Source organism: Mesorhizobium sp. P2_D1, from assembly GCF_056404455.1.
In genome coordinates, this window is the sequence record NZ_JBFUDZ010000003.1 from 51,379 (window position 1) to 69,995 (window position 18,617).

Consider the following 18,617-nt stretch of genomic DNA (forward strand, 5'->3'; position numbering starts at 1 on the left):
ATACGCCTTTTTGCGCTAGCTACGGCCGTCTCGCGCCAGCTCGGCCCGCGCGGCGGCGGTGCCGGCGGCAACGCCCGCGCCGAGAAACATCGTGTCGCTGGCCAGCACGAAGAAGCTGGCGCCGATGGCGGCCCATTGGGAGACGTCCTGCGGCTTTGCGCAGAAGATGCCTGATGTCCTGCCATGCGCAACCGTGACGCCGATGATCCTGCGGATTGCCTCGGTGAGCTTGTCGGCGCCTTTCGGTCCGATCGCATCGATCGACACCGAAAGATCACCGGGGCCGACGAAGATCACGTCGACGCCGTTGACGGCGGCGATGGCCTCGATGTTGGCCAGCCCTTCCGATGTCTCGACCTGGACCGCGACGACGATCCTGCCATTGGCACCGGCGAGATATTCGGGAATGCGATAGCCGTAGCCAGCCGCCCGGCCGGGCCCGACGCCACGCTCGCCCTGCGGCGGATAGCGCGAGGCTTTGACGGCCATCGCCGCCTGGGCGGCGGTCGAGACGCGTGGGATCAGCACGCCTTGCGCGCCGCTGTCCAGCGCCGCCTGGATCGCTTCCGGCGCATGGCCGGGAACGCGTACCATCGCCGGCACGCGATGCACGTCGGCCGCTCGCACCATGGTCTCGATCATGTCGCGCGAGATCTGGGCATGCTCCCAGTCGATGCAGAGAAAATCGAGGCCGGACTGCGCCATCACTTCGACCGCCACGGGATGGGGAATGGCGGCAAAGGAACCAACGAGGTTCGTCTTGCCGATACACTTCTGGCGAAACTCGCTCATGCCCGTCACCTTTCTCGCTCTGCCAGAATCCATATCCGCAAACGACCGTCAGGCGAAGCTATTTCAGGCTTGAAATATTTTCGTGCGGGCCTAGCGTGGGCTCTCCCGCCACGAGTTCCAGACATGATCAAAGCGCATCCCCTGCACGGCCCGAACAAACTCAACCTCGGCGTCTTTTCGACCAATGCCGATGGCGGCCTTGCCATCACCGATGTTCCGGAACGTTGGGCGGCAAGCTGGCAGGACAATCTGACGGCGGCCCAGATCGCCGACCGCGCCGGGCTGGAATTCATGCTGCCGATCGCGCGCTGGCGCGGCTTCGGCGGCCGCAACAAGGTGCGCGAATGGTCGTTCGAGACCTTCACCTGGGCAGCGGCACTCGCCATGGCCACCGAACGGATCGGCCTGTTCATGACCGTGCATGTGCCGCTCGTGCATCCGCTCTACGCCGCCAAGGCGCTGGCGACCGTCGACCACATCAGCCAGGGCCGCGCCGGCCTCAACATCGTCTGCGGCTGGAACCCGAAGGAATTCGGCATGTTCGGCACGCCGCTGGTCGAAAAGGGTTACGACCAGGCGGCCGAATGGATCGAGATCCTCGAACGGCTTTATGCCTCGAGCGAGCCTCTAGACTATGAAGGCACCTACTATCGCCTCAGGGAAGCGGTCAGCCGTCCGGCCAGCCTGCAAGTTCCGCGCCCGGTGACGATGAACGCCGCTTTCGGCGGGCCGGGCCGCGATTTCGCCGCCGCCAGATGCGACTATCTGTTCACGACCTTTTCCGAGATGGGCGACGCCGGCAAGCACGTCGCCGACATACGCGAACGTGCCGACAAGGTGGGCCGTGATGTCGGCGTCTACACGGTGGCGCATGTGGTTTGCCGCCCGACGATGGAAGAGGCGCAGGCCTACTACGCGCGCTATGCCGTTGATATGGCCGACCACGACGCGGTCGATGTCCACATGGCCGGCAAGAAGGAATTCTCGCAATCGCACGACCCGCATGCCTATGACCGCTACCGGCAGCGTTTCGCCGGCGGCGCCGGCACCTATCCCCTGATAGGAACGCCGGAAACGATCGCCGCCGACATGGTCGCCATTGCTGAGCAGGGTTACCAGGGGATCGCGCTGTCCTTCGTCAACTACACGCAGGAACTGCCCTATTTCTGCGACCACGTGCTGCCGATTTTGAGGCAGGCTGGCCTTCGCGGATAAGCAAAGGTCATTCCGGAATGACGGCAGTCGCCTGAATCTCGACCTTGGCGCGGTCCTCGACCAGCGCCATCACCTGCATGGCGGCCATAGCCGGAAAATGCCGGCCGATTACCTCGCGGTAAGCCTCGCCGATGCCCCGGAGGTTGGCAAGGTATTCGGCCTTGTCGGTGAAATACCAGGTCATCGAGGTGATGTGCTGCGGCCCGGCCCCGGCTACTGCCAGCACCGCCACGATGTTCTCAAGCGTCTGCCGCACCTGGCCGACGAAATCGTCAGTCTCGAACTGACACTGGCCGTTCCACCCGACCTGTCCGCCAACGAAGACGAGCTTGCCGCGCGCCGCGACGCCATTGGCGTAGCCGACAGGTTTTGCCCAGCCTTGCGGCTGCAGGATCTCGTGCATTCAAAACCTCCCGGTAGTCCAAAAACCAAGTCTCAAAATCGAATGCCCGTCAATTTCCGGCTATCAGGCCGCGCCCATCACCTGCCGCGCAATCACCACCTTCTGCACGTCCGAGGCACCCTCGTAGATGCGCAGCGCGCGGATCTCGCGATACAGGCTTTCGACGATATGGCCTTTGCGAACGCCGTCGCCGCCATGCAGCTGTACGGCCTTGTCGATGACCTCTTGCGCCTTGTCGGTGGCGAACAGCTTGGCCATCGCCGCCTCGCGGGTGACGCGCGCGGCACCCATGTCCTTGGTCCAGGCGGCGCGGTAGACCAAAAGCGCCGCCGCATCGACGTCGAGCGCCATGTCGGCGACATGGCCCTGCACCATCTGCAATTCGGCCATCGGCGCGCCGAACAGTTTGCGCTCGGCCACCCTTTTGATGCTTTCATCCAACGCGCGGCGGGCAAAGCCGAGCGCCGCAGCACCCACTGTCGAACGGAACACGTCGAGCACCGACATGGCGATGCGGAAGCCGTCGCCCGGTCGTCCGATCAGCGCCGAGGCGGGCAGGCGGACCTGCTCGAAAGACAGCCGCGCCAGCGGATGCGGCGCGATCACTTCGAGGCGCTCGGCGATGCCAAGGCCTTTTGCGTCGCCCGGCACGAGAAAGGCGGAAAGCCCCTTGGCACCCGGCGCTTCGCCGGTGCGGGCAAAGACGACATAGAGATCGGCGATGCCGCCATTGGAGATCCAGGTCTTTTCACCGGATAGAACATAGCTGTCGCCGTCGCGGGTTGCCGTCATTTCGGTGTTGGCGACGTCTGAGCCGGAGCGCGGTTCCGACAGGGCAAAGGCGGAAATCGCCTTGCCGGCACGTGTCTTCGAAAGCCATTGCTGCTGCTCTGGCGTGCCGAACAGGCTGAGTGCGCCGGTGCCAAGCCCTTGCATGGCGAAGGCGAAATCGGCCAACCCGTCATGGCGGGCGAGCGTCTCGCGCGTGATACACAGCGTGCGCACGTCGAGGGGGCCGGGATTGTCCGTGTCTACGGCCGTCGGCTTCAGCCAGCCGTCGCTGCCGAGCTTGCCCACCAACTCGCGGCAAGCGGCATCGACGTCATGATGATCGACGGGCAGGTTCTTCGAACACCACGCCTCCAACCGCTCGGCCAGTTGGCGATGGCGGTCTTCGAAGAACGGCCAGGAAAGGAAACTCTTGTCAGCCATCAATTGCCCTCGAACACCGGCTTTTCCTTGGCCACAAACGCTTTGTAGGCGCGCTCGAAATCGCGCGTCTGCATGCAGATTGCTTGTGCCTGCGCTTCGGCCTCGATCGCCTGGTCGAGACCCATCGACCATTCCTGGTTGAGCTGCGTCTTGGTGATACCGTGGGCGAAGGTCGGGCCGGAGACGATGCGCGCCGCCATGTCGAGCGCATCGGCTTCAAGCGATGCGGCATCGACCAGCCGGTTGTAGAAACCCCAGCGCTCGCCTTCCGCCGCCGTCATGGTGCGGCCGGTGTAGAGCAGTTCGGCGGCGCGGCCTTGGCCGATGATACGCGGCAGGATCGCGCAGGCACCCATGTCGCAGCCGGCGAGGCCGACGCGGGTGAATAGGAATGCCGTCTTGGCCTCCGGCGTGGCGATGCGGATATCGGAACTCATGGCAATGATGGCGCCGGCGCCGACCGCGACACCGTCGACTGCCGCAATGATCGGCTTGCCGCAATTCAGCATCGCCTTGACGAAATCGCCGGTCATGCGGGTGAAGGCCAAGAGCTGCTTCATGTCCATCTTGACCAGCGGCCCGATGATGTCGTGGACATCGCCGCCAGAGCAGAAATTGCCGCCATTGGACAGGAACACCACGGCGTCGATGTCGTCGGCATAGACGAGGTCGCGGAACGTGTCGCGCAACTCGGCATAGCTGTCGAAGGTCAGCGGGTTCTTGCGCTCTGGCCGGTCGAGCCGGACCTTCGCGATCCTGCCCTCGACCTGCCAGAGGAAATGCTTCGGCTCGAGGCCGGCCATCCCGGTCATTCGCGTCCCTCCCAGTTGCTGCGGAACGAGGTCAACATGCCGGTCAGCCGGCGCGCGTCGTCCTCGCTGACCTTGCCCAGCAATTCACCGATCCAGCCTTCATGCGCCGCGGCGATGATGCCGAAAGCCTTCGAGCCTTCCTCGGTCAGCCGCACCATCGAGGTGCGGCGGTCGCCATTGCGCCGCGCGCGGGCGACAAGTCCCTCCGATACGAGCCGGTCGACGATGCCAGTGACATTGCCGTTCGATACCAAAAGGAAGCGCGACAAGTCGCTCATCAGCATGCCTTCGGGCGCGCGATAGAGTGCGGCCATCACGTCGAAGCGCGGTAGCGTCGTGTTGAAGTCCTTCTTCAGGCGCTCGCGCAGCTCGGCCTCGATCGTGCGCGAGGCGCGCAGCAGCCGTATCCACAGACGCAGCCGGTCCTTGCCGGGTCCGGTCGGCGCGGGCAGGGGGCCGGCTACCATGTTTCGCCTCCTGAAATGGAAATCGCCTGTCCGGTGATCGACGCCGCGGCATCGCCACACAGCCAAAGTACGGCGGCGGCAACTTCTTGCGGTTGGATGAAGCGGCCTTGCGGGTTGGTCGAGGCAAGGCTCGACCGTGCCTGCTCGGCTGAACGGCCGGTCTTGTCGATGATACGCTGGATGGACTCCTCCAGCATCTCGGTCTCGACGAAACCCGGACACACCGCGTTGACGGTGACGCCGGATTTGGCGGTCTCGGCCGCCAGCGCCCGCATCAGGCCGACGACGCCATGCTTGGCGGCGACATAGGGCGCAACATAGGCGTAACCCTTCAGGCCTGCGGTGGAAGCAACGAACACGATTCGTCCTGTTTTCCGCGCCGCCATGCCGGCGAGCGCCGGCTTCACCGTCAGGAAGGCTCCGGTCAAATTGACATCAAGCGTCCGCTGCCAGTCGGCGAGGGTGGTCTTGTGCGCCGGCGTGCTGCCGGCCATACCGGCATTGGCGATGACGATGTCGAACGGGCCGCGCGCGGCTTGCGCCGTCTCGTATAGCGATGCCAGCGCAGCCTCGTCGGTGACGTCGGCTGCAATGCCGAAGATGCGGTCGCTTTCCCCGACCACATTGGCGAGCTCCGCCTGGCGGCGGCCGCAAATGGTGACGTCGATGCCGGCGCTGGCCAGCGCCAGCGCGATGGCCCGGCCGACGCCGGAGCCGCCGCCGGTAACCAGTGCATGCTTGCCGGAAATCGTTGCAGCGTCGCTCATACTTTCAGCCCCGCCGCGGCGTCGCGCTCGGCCAGCCGGTAGAGCTGGTCGCGCCCGGGCAGATAGGGATCCGGCCATTTGACACCGCGGTCGCCGAGTGTAATCGCCGCATGCAGCGTCCAGTAGGGATCGGCGAGATGCGGCCGTGCCAGCGCCACCAGATCGGCGCGGCCGGCCATCAGGATCGAATTGACATGGTCCGGTTCGTAGATGTTGCCGACCGCCATCGTCGCCATGCCGACCTCATTGCGGATGCGGTCGGAAAACGGTGTCTGGAACATGCGGCCGTAGACCGGCTTTGCCAATGCCGAGGTCTGGCCGGCCGAGACGTCGCAGATGTCGACACCGGCCTCATGTAGCAGCCGCGCGATCTCGACCGCGTCGGCCGGGGTCACGCCTTCGATGCCGACCCAGTCATTGGCCGAAATGCGCATCGAGATCGGCTTCTGTGCCGGCCAGGCGGCGCGCACCGCGCGGAAGATTTCCAGGGGATAGCGCATGCGGTTTTCGAGCGAGCCGCCATAGGCGTCCGTGCGCCGGTTGGTGACCGGCGTGATGAAGGACGACAGGAGATAGCCGTGCGCGGCATGGATCTCAAGCATGTCGAATCCGCAACGATCGGCCATTTCGGCCGAGGCCACGAACTCGTCGCGCACTTTGTCCATGTCGGAGCGGTCCATGGCCTTCGGCACCTGATTCTGCGGCGACCACGCAACGGCCGATGCCGCCATCACAGGCCAGTTGCCAGAGGGCAGCGGGACATCGGTGCCCTCCCAGCCGAGCCGGGTCGAGCCCTTGGCGCCGGAATGGCCGATCTGGGCGCAGATCTTCGCCTCTGTTTCGGTGTGGACGAAATCGACCAGTCGCCTCCACGCCACCTCATGTTCGGGCGCATAGAAGCCGGGACAGCCTGGTGTGATGCGCCCTTGCGGACTGACGCAGGTCATCTCGATGTAGATGAGGCCGGCGCCGCCCTTGGCGCGTTCGGCATAGTGGGTGAAATGCCAGTCGGTCGGACAGCCGTCGACGGCCTTGTACTGCGCCATCGGCGAGACGACGATGCGGTTCTGCAGTGCCATGTCGCGCAGCTTGAACGGCGCGAACATCGGCGCGCGGCGCAGGCTGTTGCCGCCGGCACCCGCCTGGCGCTGGAACCATTCCTCCGCGCCGCCCAGCCATGCGGCATCTCGCAGCCGCAAATTCTCGTGGCTGATGCGTTGCGAGCGGGTCAATAGCGAATAGTTGAACTGCACCGGATCGAGGCCGAGATAGCGCTCGACCTCCTCGAACCATTCGAGCGAATTGCGGGCCGCCGACTGCAGCTTCAGCACCTCGGTGCGGCGGGCATCCTCATATTTGCGGAACGCGGCGTCGAGGTCCGGCTCGGACTCGACATACTCTGCCAGCGCCACGGCACTTTCCAGCGCCAGCTTGGTGCCGGAGCCGATCGAGAAATGCGCCGATGCGGCAGCATCGCCCATCAGTGCCAGGTTCTTGTAGGACCAGCGTTCGCACAGCACGCGCGGGAAATTGATCCAGGCCGAACCACGAATATGGTTGGCATTGGTCATCAGTGCATGACCGCCAAGATGCTTGGCAAAAATGCGCTCGCAGACGGCGATCGATTCCTGCTGCGACATCATGCCGAAGCCGAAAGCAGCCCAAGTCTGTTCGCTGCACTCGACGATGAAGGTCGCGGTGTCGCTGTCGAACTGGTAGGCGTGCGCCCACACCCAGCCATGCTCGGTTTTCTCGAAGATGAAGGTGAAAGCGTCGTCGAATTTCTGGTTGGTACCGAGCCAGACGAACTTGCACTTGCGGGTGTCGATGTCGGGCTTGAAGACGTCGACGAAGGTGTTGCGCGCTTTGGAATTCAGGCCGTCGGCGGCGACGACCAGATCATGCGTCTCCATATAGGGCCGGGGATCGGCGATGTCGGTCTCGAACATCAGCTTGACGCCGAGTTCGCGTGCGCGCCGCTGCAGCAGGACCAGCAGCCGCTTGCGGCCGATGCCGCAGAAACCATGGCCGGTCGAAACCGTGCGCACACCGTCATGGATGACGGCGATATCGTCCCAGTAGGCGAAATGCTTCTTGATCCAGACGGCGCTGACCGGATCGTTCTTCGACAAATTGTCTAGCGTCTCGGCCGACAGCACGACGCCCCAGCCGAATGTGTCGTCGGCGCGGTTGCGCTCGAACACCGTCACGTCGTGCGCGGCGTCCCTGAGCTTCATCGAGATGGCAAAATAGAGGCCGGCTGGTCCGCCGCCGAGAACCGCAACCTTCATCTGTGCGATCTCCTCTTCGCTTGCTGGTCCCAGTATCGCGCCGGTGGCGAATTATTTCAAGCTTAAAGTTTCATATCGAAATGATTATCCGGATATCACGAAGGCGCGCTTGCGTGACGTGGCGCAAGCGCGTCTTCAATCATTTTTCCGGATTCTTCGGGCTCCACAGCACGGTCTCGGCGCCTTTCTCGTAAGCCATTCCCGAGGGATAGCTGATCGCTTCGAGCTGCAGCCCCCAGGGCGCCTGGAAATAGAGAATGGTCTGGCCGGCGGCCGGCCCCTCCTTGACCGGCAGCGGCCCCATCCGCGTCTTGACGCCCTTGGCATCGAGATAGGCTTTGGCGGCGGCGACGTCATCGACATAGAAGGCGATGTGGAAGCCGCCTATGTCGCTGTTCTTCGGTGTCAGATCCTTCTGGTCTGGTGCGGTGTATTTGAACAGTTCGATGTTCGATCCATAGCCGCAGCGAACCAGGGTGATCTCCTCGATCACGGCCTTCGGATCGACGCCCAGCAAATCCCGCATGAAGGTGCCCTTGTCGTCGGCGAACGGCCCGAACGACATCGCCTTCTTGCAGCCGACGACTTCGGTGAAGAAGTCGACCGCCTGCTTCATGTCGGGAACGGTGATGCCGGTGTGATCGTGGCCGCGCATGCCGGGGATCGAGCTGGCGGCGGCAATAGCGGCGCTGCCAAGGATGGCGGCGGCGAGCGTGGCGTTTCGAACTTTCGTCTTCATGTCAGTCCTCCTCCATGGGTGGGCCTGGTCATTTGGCGGTCGCACGTCCGAGGCCCGCTTTTCGGCGTGCGTTTGCATTCATGTCGCCTTGGCGGCGGAAGGGATATCCAGCCAGCCGGCATCGATTTCGGGCAGCGGGATGGCTGAGATCAGGTCGCGCGTGTAGCTTTGCCGTGGGTTGTCGAACAGGGCATCGGTGGCGCTGGCTTCGACGATCACACCTTCGCGCATGACGATSACTTGCCGGCACAGCCGCCGRATGACCGACAGRTCGTGGCTGATGAAGGCGACKGTCAGGCCCATCTCSGCYGCMAGCTTCTCCAGCAGGGTCARGATCTGCGCCTGYGTCGACACGTCGAGRCCGGAGACGATCTCRTCGGCSAGCACGAATTTCGGCGACAGCGCCAGCGCGCGCGCAATGCCGACGCGCTGGCGCTGGCCGCCCGACAGTTCGTGGCGGTAGCGGCTGGCGAAGCTCTGCGGCAGGCCGACGCGCTGCAAGGCTTCGGCGACGCGCGCCTTCAGATTGTCGCCAAGGCCATTCTGCTTCAGTGGTGCGGCGATGATGCTGGCGATGGTGCGGCGCGGGTTGAGCGACGACATCGGATCCTGGAAGATCATCTGCAGGTCGCGGCGCAATGGCCTGAGTTCCGCTTCCGGTAGATGGGTGATGTCGCGGCCGTCGAAGTTGATGCTGCCGGCGCTGGGTTCCAGCAGGCGCACCAGGGCGCGGCCGAGSGTCGACTTGCCSGAYCCGGAYTCGCCGACRATGCCGGTCACCGAGCCCCTGGGCAGGTCGAGGTCCAGGCCTTTCAAGATCTCGGCCAGCGGCGCGCGGCCGATCAGCGGCTTGCGYGTCATGTCGGGCARSGCGACCTTCAGCCCGCGCACGGAAAACAGCGGCTCARCCATGSGGCCGCCYCCASGCCWGGTCKGCKGCSGYGATCTCSGCGGCWAGCCCGGCCAGSACCGCMTCGTCCACCGGCTTCAGCGAGGCGAAKGGATCGGTGTAGCGCGGYGTSGCSGCCATCAGCGCCCGYGTGTAGGGGTGYTGYGGGGCRGCGAAGAGGGCAGCMGTCTCGGCYTCYTCSACCACYTTGCCGGCATAGAGCACCGACACYTTCTGGCTGATCTTGGCGACGACGCCGAGATCATGGGTGACGAACAGGATCGCCGTGCCGTGGTCGCGCTGCAACTGCGCGATCAGCCGCAGGATCTGCTTCTGCACGGTGACGTCGAGTGCAGTCGTCGGTTCGTCTGCGACGATCAGCCGTGGTTCGGCGGCGAAGGCGGCGGCGATCAGCACGCGCTGGCGCATGCCGCCGGAAAGCTCGTGCGGGTAGGTCTTCAGCACGCGATCGGGGTCGCGGATCTGCACCTCGTCGAGCAACTGGCGAATTCGGGTATCGGCCCTCTCACCGCTCCAGCCCAGGATGCGCACCAGCCGGTCGGTCATCTGTGAACCGATGCGACGTGACGGGTTGAGCGCGGTCAGCGGGTCCTGCGGGATCAGCGCCGTGCGGGCACCGATCAGCGTGCGCCTTGCCTTTGGCTGCAGCCTGCCGAGGTCTTCGCCCTCAAGCAGCATGTCGCCCTCGACAATGCGCACGCTCGACGGCAAGACGCCAAGCACCGCCTTGCCGATCATCGTCTTGCCGGCGCCGCTCTCGCCAACCAGCGCGCGGACCTCTCCTGGATGCACGCAGAGTGACACCGAGCGCAGCACGCGCTGGCCGTTCGGCAGCACGGCGCTCAAGTCCCTGATGTCGAGGCAAGCGCTCATCGCAACACCGGGTCGAAACGCGTCTTCAACGCCTCGCCGAACTGGCTGAACGACAGCACCGTCAGGATCAGCGTGATCAGCGGAAACACCAGCACCCACCAGGCCTGGTGGATGGAAATCCGACCCTCGGCGATGATACCGCCCCAGGTCGGATCGTCGGTCGAGATCGACAGATTGACGAAGGAGAGGATCGCCTCGACGATGACGGCGATGCCCATTTCCAGTGACAGCAGCGCCACGATCGACGGCACCACATTTGGCAGCACTTCGCGCAGCATGATGCCGATCCGGCCATAGCCGGCGATGCGGGCATTCTCGACATAGTCCATGCGCGACTGGCCCATCGTCTCGGCGCGGATCACCCGGCAGAAACGCGTCCAGTCGATGACCGCAATGGCGATGATGACGGAACTGAGCCCGGTGCCGAGCACGGCGACCAGCAGGATGGCGAACAGCACCGGCGGGAAGGCCATCCAGACGTCGACGATGCGCGAGATGATGCGGTCGGCCCAGCCGCCGAAATAGCCCGATATCAGCCCSAGCGTCGAGCCGACCAGGCACGYGRCGATGGCGGCGGCGAAGGCGACGATGAAGGCAATACGGCCGCCGAAGATCAGYCGSGACARCARATCSCGGCCGAGGCTGTCGGTGCCSAGCCAATAGCCGGGYTCGGCGCCGCTCATCCAGAACGGCGGCAGCCGCTCCAGCATCAAATCCTGCGCCAGAGGATCCTGYGGYGCGACCAGCGGCGCGAAGATCGCGGCCAGCAGCGCCAGCAGCAGCCAGCCGCCGGCCAGCCACAAGCGCGGGGATACGCCACGCCTTCGAGCGCGCCCCTCATCCATGGCGCAGCCTCGGATTGAGCAGCGCATACATCATGTCGACGSTGAGGTTKATCARYACGAACAGCAGCGCAAAGACCAGCACGATGCCTTGGATCAGCGGCAGGTCGCGGTTGATGACGGCATCGATCGCCATATTGCCAAGGCCTTCATAGGAAAACAGCCGTTCGACGATGACCGTGCCGCCRATSAGGAAGGTGAATTGCACGCCGACMAGSGTCAGYGTYGGCARRGCKGCGTTCTTCAGCGCYTCGCGCAGGATSACCTGCGTTTCCGAAAASCCTTTCACCCGCGCCAGCACGACATAGTCGAGGTCGAGCACTTCCTTCAGCGACTGTTTCAACAACTGCGAAATGATCGCCGCCAGCGGCAGTGCCAGCGCAACCGCCGGCATCAGCATGTGTTTGAGGAGATCCCAGGTGAGATCGAAGCGGAGTCTCAAGATGCTCTCGGCCAGATAAAACTGTGTGACGAAGGGCAGGTCGAGCTGCGGCGACACCCGGCCGGAAATGTCGAAGATCGGCACCAGCACGCCGAACAGCAGGATCAGCACCAGGCCCCACAGGAAGTCGGGAATGGAAAGCGCTGCACCGCTGGCGATATCGATGCCGGCCTCGACCGCCGTGCCGCGTTCGCGCGCACCGAGGATCGCGGTCGTGCCGCCGATCGTCACCGCCATCAGAAGGGCAACGATGGCGAGTTCCAGCGTCGCCGGCAGCCGGTTGAAGACGAGACCAAGCACATCCTGCCGCAGCGAAATCGAGGTGCCGAAATCGCCTCGGGCCACGCCGGACAGCCAGATGAAGAACTGCTGCACGATGGTTTTGTCGAGTCCGTAGAGGGCGCGCAGCCGGGCGATGTCGGCGTCCGTCGCACCGGGCGGCAGCATCATCGCGATCGGATCGCCCGGAGCAACGCGGATCACGACAAAGACGACGACGGCAACGCCGAACAGCGTCACCAGCATCGTCAGAAGACGGATCAGGAATCTTTGCAGAAGCATGTAAATCTTTGCAGGAGCCAGCTGGCTCGTATGCCGGATAGGAAATGCGCGCCGTCTCGATGGACGGCGCGCGGCAATCCCAGGCCGATATCAGGCCGGAGTCATAAGTGCAGGCAGCAACGCGCCGGACACGTGCTGCACGACATTAACGCCCTTGGCATGCACGATCGGCTGCGCATACTGCATCAGCGGCAGCACATAGGCCTGCTCGGCGATGTATTTGTCGACCGCCTTCCAGCCGGCAACGCGCTTGGCCTCGTCCTTCTCGCCCCATAGCGGGTTGATCATGTCGATCAGGTCCTGGCTGTCCCACACCGAATGCGGGCTCGGGCCATACATGGCAAAACCGGTCGAGGTGGTCGGATCGCCGATGGCATTGCCCCAATTGTAGAACGCGGCCGGCGCCAGCTTGTCGGCGGCGCGCAGTTCGTAGTGCTTGGCGATCTCGTAGACCTCGATCGTCGCCTCGATGCCGACCTTGCGCCACATGCCGACGATCGCCTGGATCATCTCGTAGTCCTTGGGCTTGAAGCCCTTGGTCGTYTGKATGGTGAACTTGACCGGCTTTTCCGGCGAATAGCCKGAAGCAGCGAGCAGTTCCTTGGCCTTTTCCGGATTGTGCTCGACCTTGATCGACGCATCGTAAGCCGTGTATTCCGGCGTCTCCAGCGTGTCGATCGGCTGGCCGTAGCCGCGCAGCAGGCGGTCGACCAGCAGCTTCTTGTCGATCGACATCACAGCTGCCTGGCGGACGTTCTTGTCCAGCATCGCCTCGATGTCGTTGAAGAAGATCATGCCGATATCGGAGACGTTCTTGCACGAGCCGGCAAGCCCGTCCTTGGCGATCAGCCGGTCGTACTCCTCATAAGGGATTTCGAGCGTCACCTGAGAGGAGCCGGACTCGATTTCGGCGACCCTGCTTGCCGCATCGGCAACGAACTTGATCGTCACATTCTCGAAGGCCGGCTTGCCGCCCCAGTAGTTCGGATTGGCTTTCAGCCGCAAGAAGGCGTTGCGCTCGAATTTTTCCACCATGTAGGGTCCGGTGCCGATCGGCGCTTTCTCGAAACCTTCCGCGCCCACTTTCTCGTAGTAGGCCTTGGGCATGATGTAGCCGGTCAGGAACGACATCCATTTGAAATACACCGGGTCGAACTGCACGACGTCACCGGTGATCTTGTTGCCGTCGATCTTGAAATTGCTGACGTTCTTCCAGACGAACTGGATCGGGTTGCCGGTCTTCTCGTCACCCGCCCGCTGCAGCGACCAGACCACGTCCTCGGCCGTGAACGGCGAGCCGTCATGCCAGGTCACGCCTTCGCGCACCGTCATCATGATCTTCGTGCGGTCGTCGTTCCAGCCCCATTCGGTGAGCAGGCCCGGCGCAAAGGAAAGGTCCGGCTTTTGCGGGATGAACTGGTCGAACACCGACTGGTAGAGGCCCTGGATCGTCGGGTTGACGGCCGAAGGTCCGGTCGTCGGATCCCAGGACGGCAGGTTGACATTATAGGCGATGGTCAGTTCGCCGGCAGCGGCCTTGGCGATCTGCGGCAGGCCGATAGCGGCCGCCCCGAGTGCCGCGGCACTGTATCCGAGCAATTCGCGTCTGTTGATTGTCATGGTCGTTCCCCTTGTTGGTTTATTGTCTTTGCGCGGCGATCTCAGTTCATCGTTTCAGCTCCTTGGGCAGCAGCGCCTTGCCCTTTCTCACCCAGAAAATCCTAGGGCTCCTACCTCCCGCCAAGTTGTTGCGCGAGCATGTAGCCTGAGGCGGCACCGGTACCTGCGCCCGGCCATGTCGCGGCCCCCGTGAGATGCAGATTGCCGATCGGTGTGTTCCAGCCGGCAAAACCGCGCGCCGGACGGAACAGGAAATTCTGCGCCAGATGGTGGCTGCCGCAGACCTGGTCGCCGCCGACGAGGTTCGGGTTCTCGCGCTCCAGATCGATGGGCGAAAACACCGCCCGGCCAAGGATCTTGTTGTGCAGGCCGGGCGCGTAGCTCTCGATGATGTCGAGAACGCGCTCGGCGTAGTTGTCCTTGACCTTGTCCCAATGCGCCGGTGCGATCTTGCCGGCCGCATCTCCCAGGATTTCGGCGGGCAGCATGCGCACCTGCACCCACAGCACGTGTTTGCCCGTGGGCGCTCGCGTCAAGTCGATCGCCGTCGGCTGGCCGACGACCAGCACAGGCTCGTCCGGCAGCATGCCTGCCATCGCCTGCTGATAGGTGCGCGACATGGCGTCGAGCGAGGGAGACAGATGCACATAGGCAAACTGCCGCAACTCGGCGCCGGCGCGCCAGTCCGGCACGTCGTCGAGCGCCAGATGGATCATCATCGTGCCGGGTGCGTGGCGAAACTCTTTCATCGCCGTGTCGAAGCCGGCGTCACCCGAACCATTGGGCAGCAGCTTGCCGGTCAGCGCGCTGGGCGCCACGCCGGCGATGACTGCCTTGGTCGCGGTATGCGTTTCGCCGGAAGCGAGCCGCACGCCGGTCGCCTTGCCGGCGGAAACCGTGATCTCCGCCACCTCGGCACCGGTGACGATTGTTCCGCCAGCAGATGTGACCATGCCGGACAATGCCCGGATGATGGTATCTGCCCCGCCCTTGCCCAGCACCATGCCGAAACTCTGGTTGGCCATCGATTCCAGATAGGGGAACACCGCACCGCCGGCGATGTCGGGCGCGAAGTCGAGATGCATGCCCCAGGTGGCAAGCGTTGTCCGCACATGAGGCGACTCGAAGGTCTCCTCAAGCCAGGCGCGCGGTGAGGACAGCAGCAGCCGGCTGGTGTCGAGCKCACCGGACATGCCCTTCTTGCGCCACAGGTTCCATGCCGTGCCGGCAAGCGCGCGGGCACTCATCGGCGATCCCAGCAGCCGGAACAGATGTTCGGCCTCCGCCGGGAAGGCGGCGACCAGCCTGCGCCATGTTGCGGCATCCGCGGCTGAAAAGGCGGCCATGCGCGAGGCGGTCTTTTCCAGGTCGTTGCTGACGCCGAACCAGCGTCCGTCAGGGAAGGCGCTGGCAAAACAGTCGGCGACCGGCGCGAACTCCAGCCCTTGGCGGTTCAATTCATTTGCATATTTCCGGTGGAAGGCCGAGCCGGCAAACAAGCTCAAATTCATCGCGCCGAAATCGTGGCGGAAGCCGGGAAGGGTGAATTCGCGGGTCTGGACGGCGCCGCCGATTGTTGCACTGCGCTCGAAAATCCGGGTTTTCCAGCCTATAAGCGCCAAATGCGCGGCGCATGCCAGACTGTTGTGGCCCGCCCCGACAAAGATGGCGTCGAACTCGCTCACGCCCCGGTCCCATTTCCTTTATGCTTAAAGATAATTGCAGATGCATATGTTTTCGTCTAGTAGGATATTAAGGGCCGAGACGAGCCTTGATCATCATCACGAAAGAGGGAACAGAGACCATGGACACCCAAAAACTCCTCGGCGAAGTCGCCGGCCAGCTTCTTTCAGGCGCCATCAAGGTGGTCGACCTGTCGGCGCCGCTCGGCCCCAACACGCCATTGATCAAGCTGCCGCCGGAACTCGCCGTCGACACGCCGAAGGTCGAAATCCATAACATCTCCCGCTATGACAAGAACGGCCCTTGGTGGGCGTGGAACTGGTTGAAGCTCGGCGAACATTCGGGCACGCATTTCGACGCGCCGCAGCATTGGATCACCGGCAAGGATTATCCCGACGGCGCCACCGACACCATTCCGGCTCAGAACTTCGTCGGCCCGGTCAATGTCATCGACTGCTCGAAGGAAGCCGCCGCCGACCACGATTTCCTGCTCACCGTCGACCACGTCAAGGCGTGGGAAGCCAAGCATGGCGCGATCAATGCCGGCGAATGGGTGGTGATGCGCACCGACTGGTACAAGCGCAATGGCTCCGAAGCCGAGTTCCTCAACGCCAACGAGACCGGCCCGCACACGCCGGGTCCGACGGCGGAAACCATCCAGTTCCTGATCAGCAAAGACATCAAGGGCTGGGGCAGCGAGACGATCGGCACAGATGCCGGCAAGGCCGGCGGCATGGAGCCGCCATTCCCGGCGCATACGCTCATACACAAGGCCAACCGCTACGGGCTTGCCAGCCTCTGCAACCTCGACCAGTTGCCGCCGAAGGGTGCGATCCTGATCGCGGCGCCGCTCAAGATCGAACATGGCACCGGCAGCCCTATCCGCGCGCTGGCGCTTGTTCCGAAGGGCTAAGCGAAAGCGTTTGACGTGAGCCCGCCGGATCACATCATCGTCGGCAGCGGCATCAACGCACTGGTCTGCGCGGCGATGCTTGGCGGCAAGGGCGCGAAGGTGCTCGTCCTCGAGCGCAACGACCGCATTGGCGGCTGCATGCGCACCGAGGAGATCACCGCGCCCGGTTTCATCCATGACGTGATGGCGACGACCTTCGTGCTGTTCATCACCTCACCGGCCTTTGCGGCGCTGGGCGCCGACCTCGCCCGGCACGGGCTGGAGTTCTGCCACACCGGCACGCCGACCGGCGTGCTGCGGCCGGACGGCAGCCATGCCGTGCTCGGCACCGACCGCGCCGCCAACATCGCGGCGCTCAATGCCATCGCCGCAGGCGACGGCGACCGGCATGCAGACGATGTCGGTGGCATCGAACGCAATGCCGGCCTGCTGTTCGGCCTGCTCGGCGGCAGCCTGTGGTCCTATCCGACGGCGAAGCTTTTGGCTGGCGACGGCTGGCGGCGCGGGCCGCGCGGCCTTGCCGCCTTTCTCGGCGAAGCGCTGGTGCCGGCGCGCAACTGGCTCGAAAGCACCTACCAGTCGGAAACCATCCGCGCGCTGTGGGCACCCTGGGTGCTGCATGCCGGGCTCGGACCGGAAGATGCTTTCTCCGGCCAGATCGCCAAGGTCATCGCCTTTGCGCTGGAGGCGGCCGGCGCGCCGATCGTCAAGGGCGGCGCGAAGAACCTGCTGTCAGCCTTCGAGGCGCTCATCACCGAGCGCGGCGGTGTCATCTCCACCGAAGCCGACGTTGCTTCCATCATCCTGACTGGAGGTCGCGCCACCGGCGTGCGGCTGGCCTCGGGCGAAACGGTCAATGCGAAGAAGAGCGTCATCTGCTCGGTCACGCCGACGCAACTCTATGGCCGGCTGCTCGGCGCTGACGCTCCAAGGGGCGATGCCGAGGCGACGCGGAAGTACCGTTACGGCAAAGGCAATTTCCAGATCCACTATGCCCTGGACAAGCCGCCGGCATGGCGCGGCGAAGGCCTGGACAAGGTCGCATTGCTGCACCTGACGCCGGGACTGGATGGCGTGTCGAAAGCCTGCAACGAGGCGGCGCGCGGCATGCTGCCGGAGGTTCCGACCATCTGCGTGGGCCAGCCGCATGCGCTCGATCCCTCACGCTGCCCACCGGGTAAGGCGATCCTGTGGCTGCAACTGCCCGAGGCACCGCGGCACATCAAGGGCGACGCCGCCGGCAAGCTGGGGACACCGGCCGATGGCCAATGGACCGAGACGCTGCGCGAAGCCTATGCCGACCGCGTCGAGGCCATCCTCGCCAGCCATATCGACGGCTTCAAGGACAGCGTCATCGCGCGCCGCGCCTATTCGCCAGCCGATCTCGAAACAATGAACATCAATCTGGTTGGCGGCGATCCTTATGGCGGCTCCTCGACCATCGACCAGTCGTTCCTGTGGCGCCCGTTCAAGACCAGCCGCAACCACCAGACCGGCATCAAGGGCCTCCACCATATCGGCGCCTCGACCCATCCGGGTGCCGGCCTCGGCGGCGGCTCCGGCTTTCTCCTGGCGGGGAGGCTGTGATGGAACAGAAGGTCGCGGAAAAGCGCCAGCGCATTTCCACCTTGGGGCAGATCGGCCTGCAGCAATTCGCGCCCTATCTGATGAACCGCATCATGGGCCGCTACAACGCCACTTTGCGCGACGATTTCCGCAAACAGGGGCTGACCATTCCGCAGGTCCGCACGCTGGCCGTGCTGTCGGTCACCGACGGCATCACCGTCAACGATCTCTCGGTCTATACGGTGATCGAGCAGTCGACCTTGAGCCGGACGCTCGACACTCTGGAGGGCCAGGGCCTGGTGCGGCGCGAGCAAGGGGTCACCGACAGCCGCATCCGCCATGTCTTCCTGACCGACGATGGCCGCGCCGAGTTCACCCGCGCCTGGCCGGCCATGCATGACGCGTTCGAGGCGATGTTCGACGATATCGACGACGCCGAATATTCGGCGCTCATCGCCACACTTTTGAAGATGCTCAAAAACATTCGCAAGCACGACATCTAGACCTAC

18 protein-coding genes are annotated in these 18,617 nt (G+C 64.1%); 4 read left to right on the forward strand and 14 right to left on the reverse strand.

All coding sequences use genetic code 11. From position 1 onward, the window contains the following. Window positions 1-15 precede the first annotated feature (15 nt). On the reverse strand, window positions 16-792 hold the full coding sequence (locus tag AC1D0I_RS04410) for an HpcH/HpaI aldolase family protein (protein ID WP_477393319.1): 777 nt from the start codon (window positions 790-792) through the stop codon (window positions 16-18). 123 nt (window positions 793-915) lie between these two features. Between AC1D0I_RS04410 and AC1D0I_RS04415 the strand changes: the two genes are divergently transcribed. Next, window positions 916-2,007 (forward strand): LLM class flavin-dependent oxidoreductase, encoded by a 1,092-nt coding sequence (locus AC1D0I_RS04415; protein WP_477393321.1) that lies wholly within the window; start codon window positions 916-918, stop codon window positions 2,005-2,007. 7 nt (window positions 2,008-2,014) lie between these two features. Here the strand turns inward: AC1D0I_RS04415 and AC1D0I_RS04420 are convergent, their stop codons facing one another. From AC1D0I_RS04420 to AC1D0I_RS04480, 13 genes are all read right to left on the reverse strand, one after another. Next, window positions 2,015-2,410: a RidA family protein gene (locus AC1D0I_RS04420; RefSeq protein WP_477393322.1), complete on the reverse strand. Its 396-nt coding sequence runs from the start codon at window positions 2,408-2,410 to the stop codon at window positions 2,015-2,017. A gap of 63 nt (window positions 2,411-2,473) precedes the next feature. Next, a complete protein-coding gene (locus AC1D0I_RS04425) occupies window positions 2,474-3,622 on the reverse strand; it encodes an acyl-CoA dehydrogenase family protein (RefSeq protein WP_477393324.1) in 1,149 nt (382 codons plus the stop codon). Beyond that, on the reverse strand, window positions 3,622-4,434 hold the full coding sequence (locus AC1D0I_RS04430) for an enoyl-CoA hydratase family protein (protein ID WP_477393326.1): 813 nt from the start codon (window positions 4,432-4,434) through the stop codon (window positions 3,622-3,624). Before AC1D0I_RS04430 ends, AC1D0I_RS04425 begins: the two co-directional genes overlap by 1 nt. Continuing rightward, on the reverse strand, window positions 4,431-4,901 hold the full coding sequence (locus AC1D0I_RS04435) for a MarR family winged helix-turn-helix transcriptional regulator (RefSeq protein WP_095082573.1): 471 nt from the start codon (window positions 4,899-4,901) through the stop codon (window positions 4,431-4,433). Before AC1D0I_RS04435 ends, AC1D0I_RS04430 begins: the two co-directional genes overlap by 4 nt. Next, window positions 4,895-5,668 (reverse strand): SDR family NAD(P)-dependent oxidoreductase, encoded by a 774-nt coding sequence (locus AC1D0I_RS04440; protein ID WP_477393328.1) that lies wholly within the window; start codon window positions 5,666-5,668, stop codon window positions 4,895-4,897. The genes AC1D0I_RS04435 and AC1D0I_RS04440 overlap by 7 nt, the downstream gene beginning before the upstream one ends. After that, window positions 5,665-7,959 (reverse strand): bifunctional salicylyl-CoA 5-hydroxylase/oxidoreductase, encoded by a 2,295-nt coding sequence (locus AC1D0I_RS04445; RefSeq protein ID WP_477393330.1) that lies wholly within the window; start codon window positions 7,957-7,959, stop codon window positions 5,665-5,667. Before AC1D0I_RS04445 ends, AC1D0I_RS04440 begins: the two co-directional genes overlap by 4 nt. Before the next feature lie 139 nt (window positions 7,960-8,098). Next, a complete protein-coding gene (locus tag AC1D0I_RS04450) occupies window positions 8,099-8,698 on the reverse strand; it encodes a VOC family protein (RefSeq protein ID WP_477393332.1) in 600 nt (199 codons plus the stop codon). Window positions 8,699-8,776: 78 nt separating this feature from the next. After that, window positions 8,777-9,610 carry an ATP-binding cassette domain-containing protein gene (locus tag AC1D0I_RS04455; RefSeq protein ID WP_477393334.1) on the reverse strand — a complete coding sequence of 278 codons (834 nt, stop codon included), beginning with the start codon at window positions 9,608-9,610 and terminating at the stop codon, window positions 8,777-8,779. Further along, a complete protein-coding gene (locus tag AC1D0I_RS04460) occupies window positions 9,603-10,481 on the reverse strand; it encodes an ABC transporter ATP-binding protein (protein ID WP_477393335.1) in 879 nt (292 codons plus the stop codon). Before AC1D0I_RS04460 ends, AC1D0I_RS04455 begins: the two co-directional genes overlap by 8 nt. Continuing rightward, entirely contained in the window at window positions 10,478-11,326 is an 849-nt protein-coding gene (locus tag AC1D0I_RS04465) for an ABC transporter permease (protein ID WP_477393337.1), read from the reverse strand. Before AC1D0I_RS04465 ends, AC1D0I_RS04460 begins: the two co-directional genes overlap by 4 nt. Next, a complete protein-coding gene (locus AC1D0I_RS04470; RefSeq protein WP_477393339.1) occupies window positions 11,319-12,326 on the reverse strand; it encodes an ABC transporter permease in 1,008 nt (335 codons plus the stop codon). Before AC1D0I_RS04470 ends, AC1D0I_RS04465 begins: the two co-directional genes overlap by 8 nt. A gap of 90 nt (window positions 12,327-12,416) precedes the next feature. Continuing rightward, window positions 12,417-13,946: an ABC transporter substrate-binding protein gene (locus AC1D0I_RS04475; protein ID WP_477393341.1), complete on the reverse strand. Its 1,530-nt coding sequence runs from the start codon at window positions 13,944-13,946 to the stop codon at window positions 12,417-12,419. 110 nt (window positions 13,947-14,056) lie between these two features. Further along, the gene (locus AC1D0I_RS04480; RefSeq protein ID WP_477393343.1) at window positions 14,057-15,631 is read right to left on the reverse strand and encodes a phytoene desaturase family protein; all 1,575 of its coding nucleotides are present in this window, start codon (window positions 15,629-15,631) and stop codon (window positions 14,057-14,059) included. A gap of 119 nt (window positions 15,632-15,750) precedes the next feature. On the opposite strand from AC1D0I_RS04480, the gene AC1D0I_RS04485 reads away from it, so the two are divergent. From AC1D0I_RS04485 to AC1D0I_RS04495, 3 genes are read left to right on the forward strand one after another with little or no spacing between them, the layout of a single operon-like run. Continuing rightward, complete coding sequence (locus AC1D0I_RS04485; RefSeq protein ID WP_095084285.1) at window positions 15,751-16,542, forward strand: cyclase family protein; 792 nt, start codon at window positions 15,751-15,753, stop codon at window positions 16,540-16,542. A gap of 15 nt (window positions 16,543-16,557) precedes the next feature. Further along, window positions 16,558-18,129 carry a phytoene desaturase family protein gene (locus AC1D0I_RS04490; RefSeq protein WP_477393345.1) on the forward strand — a complete coding sequence of 524 codons (1,572 nt, stop codon included), beginning with the start codon at window positions 16,558-16,560 and terminating at the stop codon, window positions 18,127-18,129. Next, the gene (locus AC1D0I_RS04495; RefSeq protein WP_111544741.1) at window positions 18,129-18,611 is read left to right on the forward strand and encodes a MarR family winged helix-turn-helix transcriptional regulator; all 483 of its coding nucleotides are present in this window, start codon (window positions 18,129-18,131) and stop codon (window positions 18,609-18,611) included. The genes AC1D0I_RS04490 and AC1D0I_RS04495 overlap by 1 nt, the downstream gene beginning before the upstream one ends. The last annotated feature ends 6 nt before the right edge of the window (window positions 18,612-18,617 follow it).

Excerpts from the sequence above, each read along its gene's own strand:
- AC1D0I_RS04410 (WP_477393319.1), bottom strand. The coding sequence starts at position 792 with ATGAGCGAGTTTCGCCAGAAGTGTATCGGCAAGACGAACCTCGTTGGT.
- AC1D0I_RS04415 (WP_477393321.1), top strand. The coding sequence starts at position 916 with ATGATCAAAGCGCATCCCCTGCACGGCCCGAACAAACTCAACCTCGGC.
- AC1D0I_RS04420 (WP_477393322.1), bottom strand. The coding sequence starts at position 2,410 with ATGCACGAGATCCTGCAGCCGCAAGGCTGGGCAAAACCTGTCGGCTAC.
- AC1D0I_RS04425 (WP_477393324.1), bottom strand. The coding sequence starts at position 3,622 with ATGGCTGACAAGAGTTTCCTTTCCTGGCCGTTCTTCGAAGACCGCCAT.
- AC1D0I_RS04430 (WP_477393326.1), bottom strand. The coding sequence starts at position 4,434 with ATGACCGGGATGGCCGGCCTCGAGCCGAAGCATTTCCTCTGGCAGGTC.
- AC1D0I_RS04435 (WP_095082573.1), bottom strand. The coding sequence starts at position 4,901 with ATGGTAGCCGGCCCCCTGCCCGCGCCGACCGGACCCGGCAAGGACCGG.
- AC1D0I_RS04440 (WP_477393328.1), bottom strand. The coding sequence starts at position 5,668 with ATGAGCGACGCTGCAACGATTTCCGGCAAGCATGCACTGGTTACCGGC.
- AC1D0I_RS04445 (WP_477393330.1), bottom strand. The coding sequence starts at position 7,959 with ATGAAGGTTGCGGTTCTCGGCGGCGGACCAGCCGGCCTCTATTTTGCC.
- AC1D0I_RS04450 (WP_477393332.1), bottom strand. The coding sequence starts at position 8,698 with ATGAAGACGAAAGTTCGAAACGCCACGCTCGCCGCCGCCATCCTTGGC.
- AC1D0I_RS04485 (WP_095084285.1), top strand. The coding sequence starts at position 15,751 with ATGGACACCCAAAAACTCCTCGGCGAAGTCGCCGGCCAGCTTCTTTCA.
- AC1D0I_RS04495 (WP_111544741.1), top strand. The coding sequence starts at position 18,129 with ATGGAACAGAAGGTCGCGGAAAAGCGCCAGCGCATTTCCACCTTGGGG.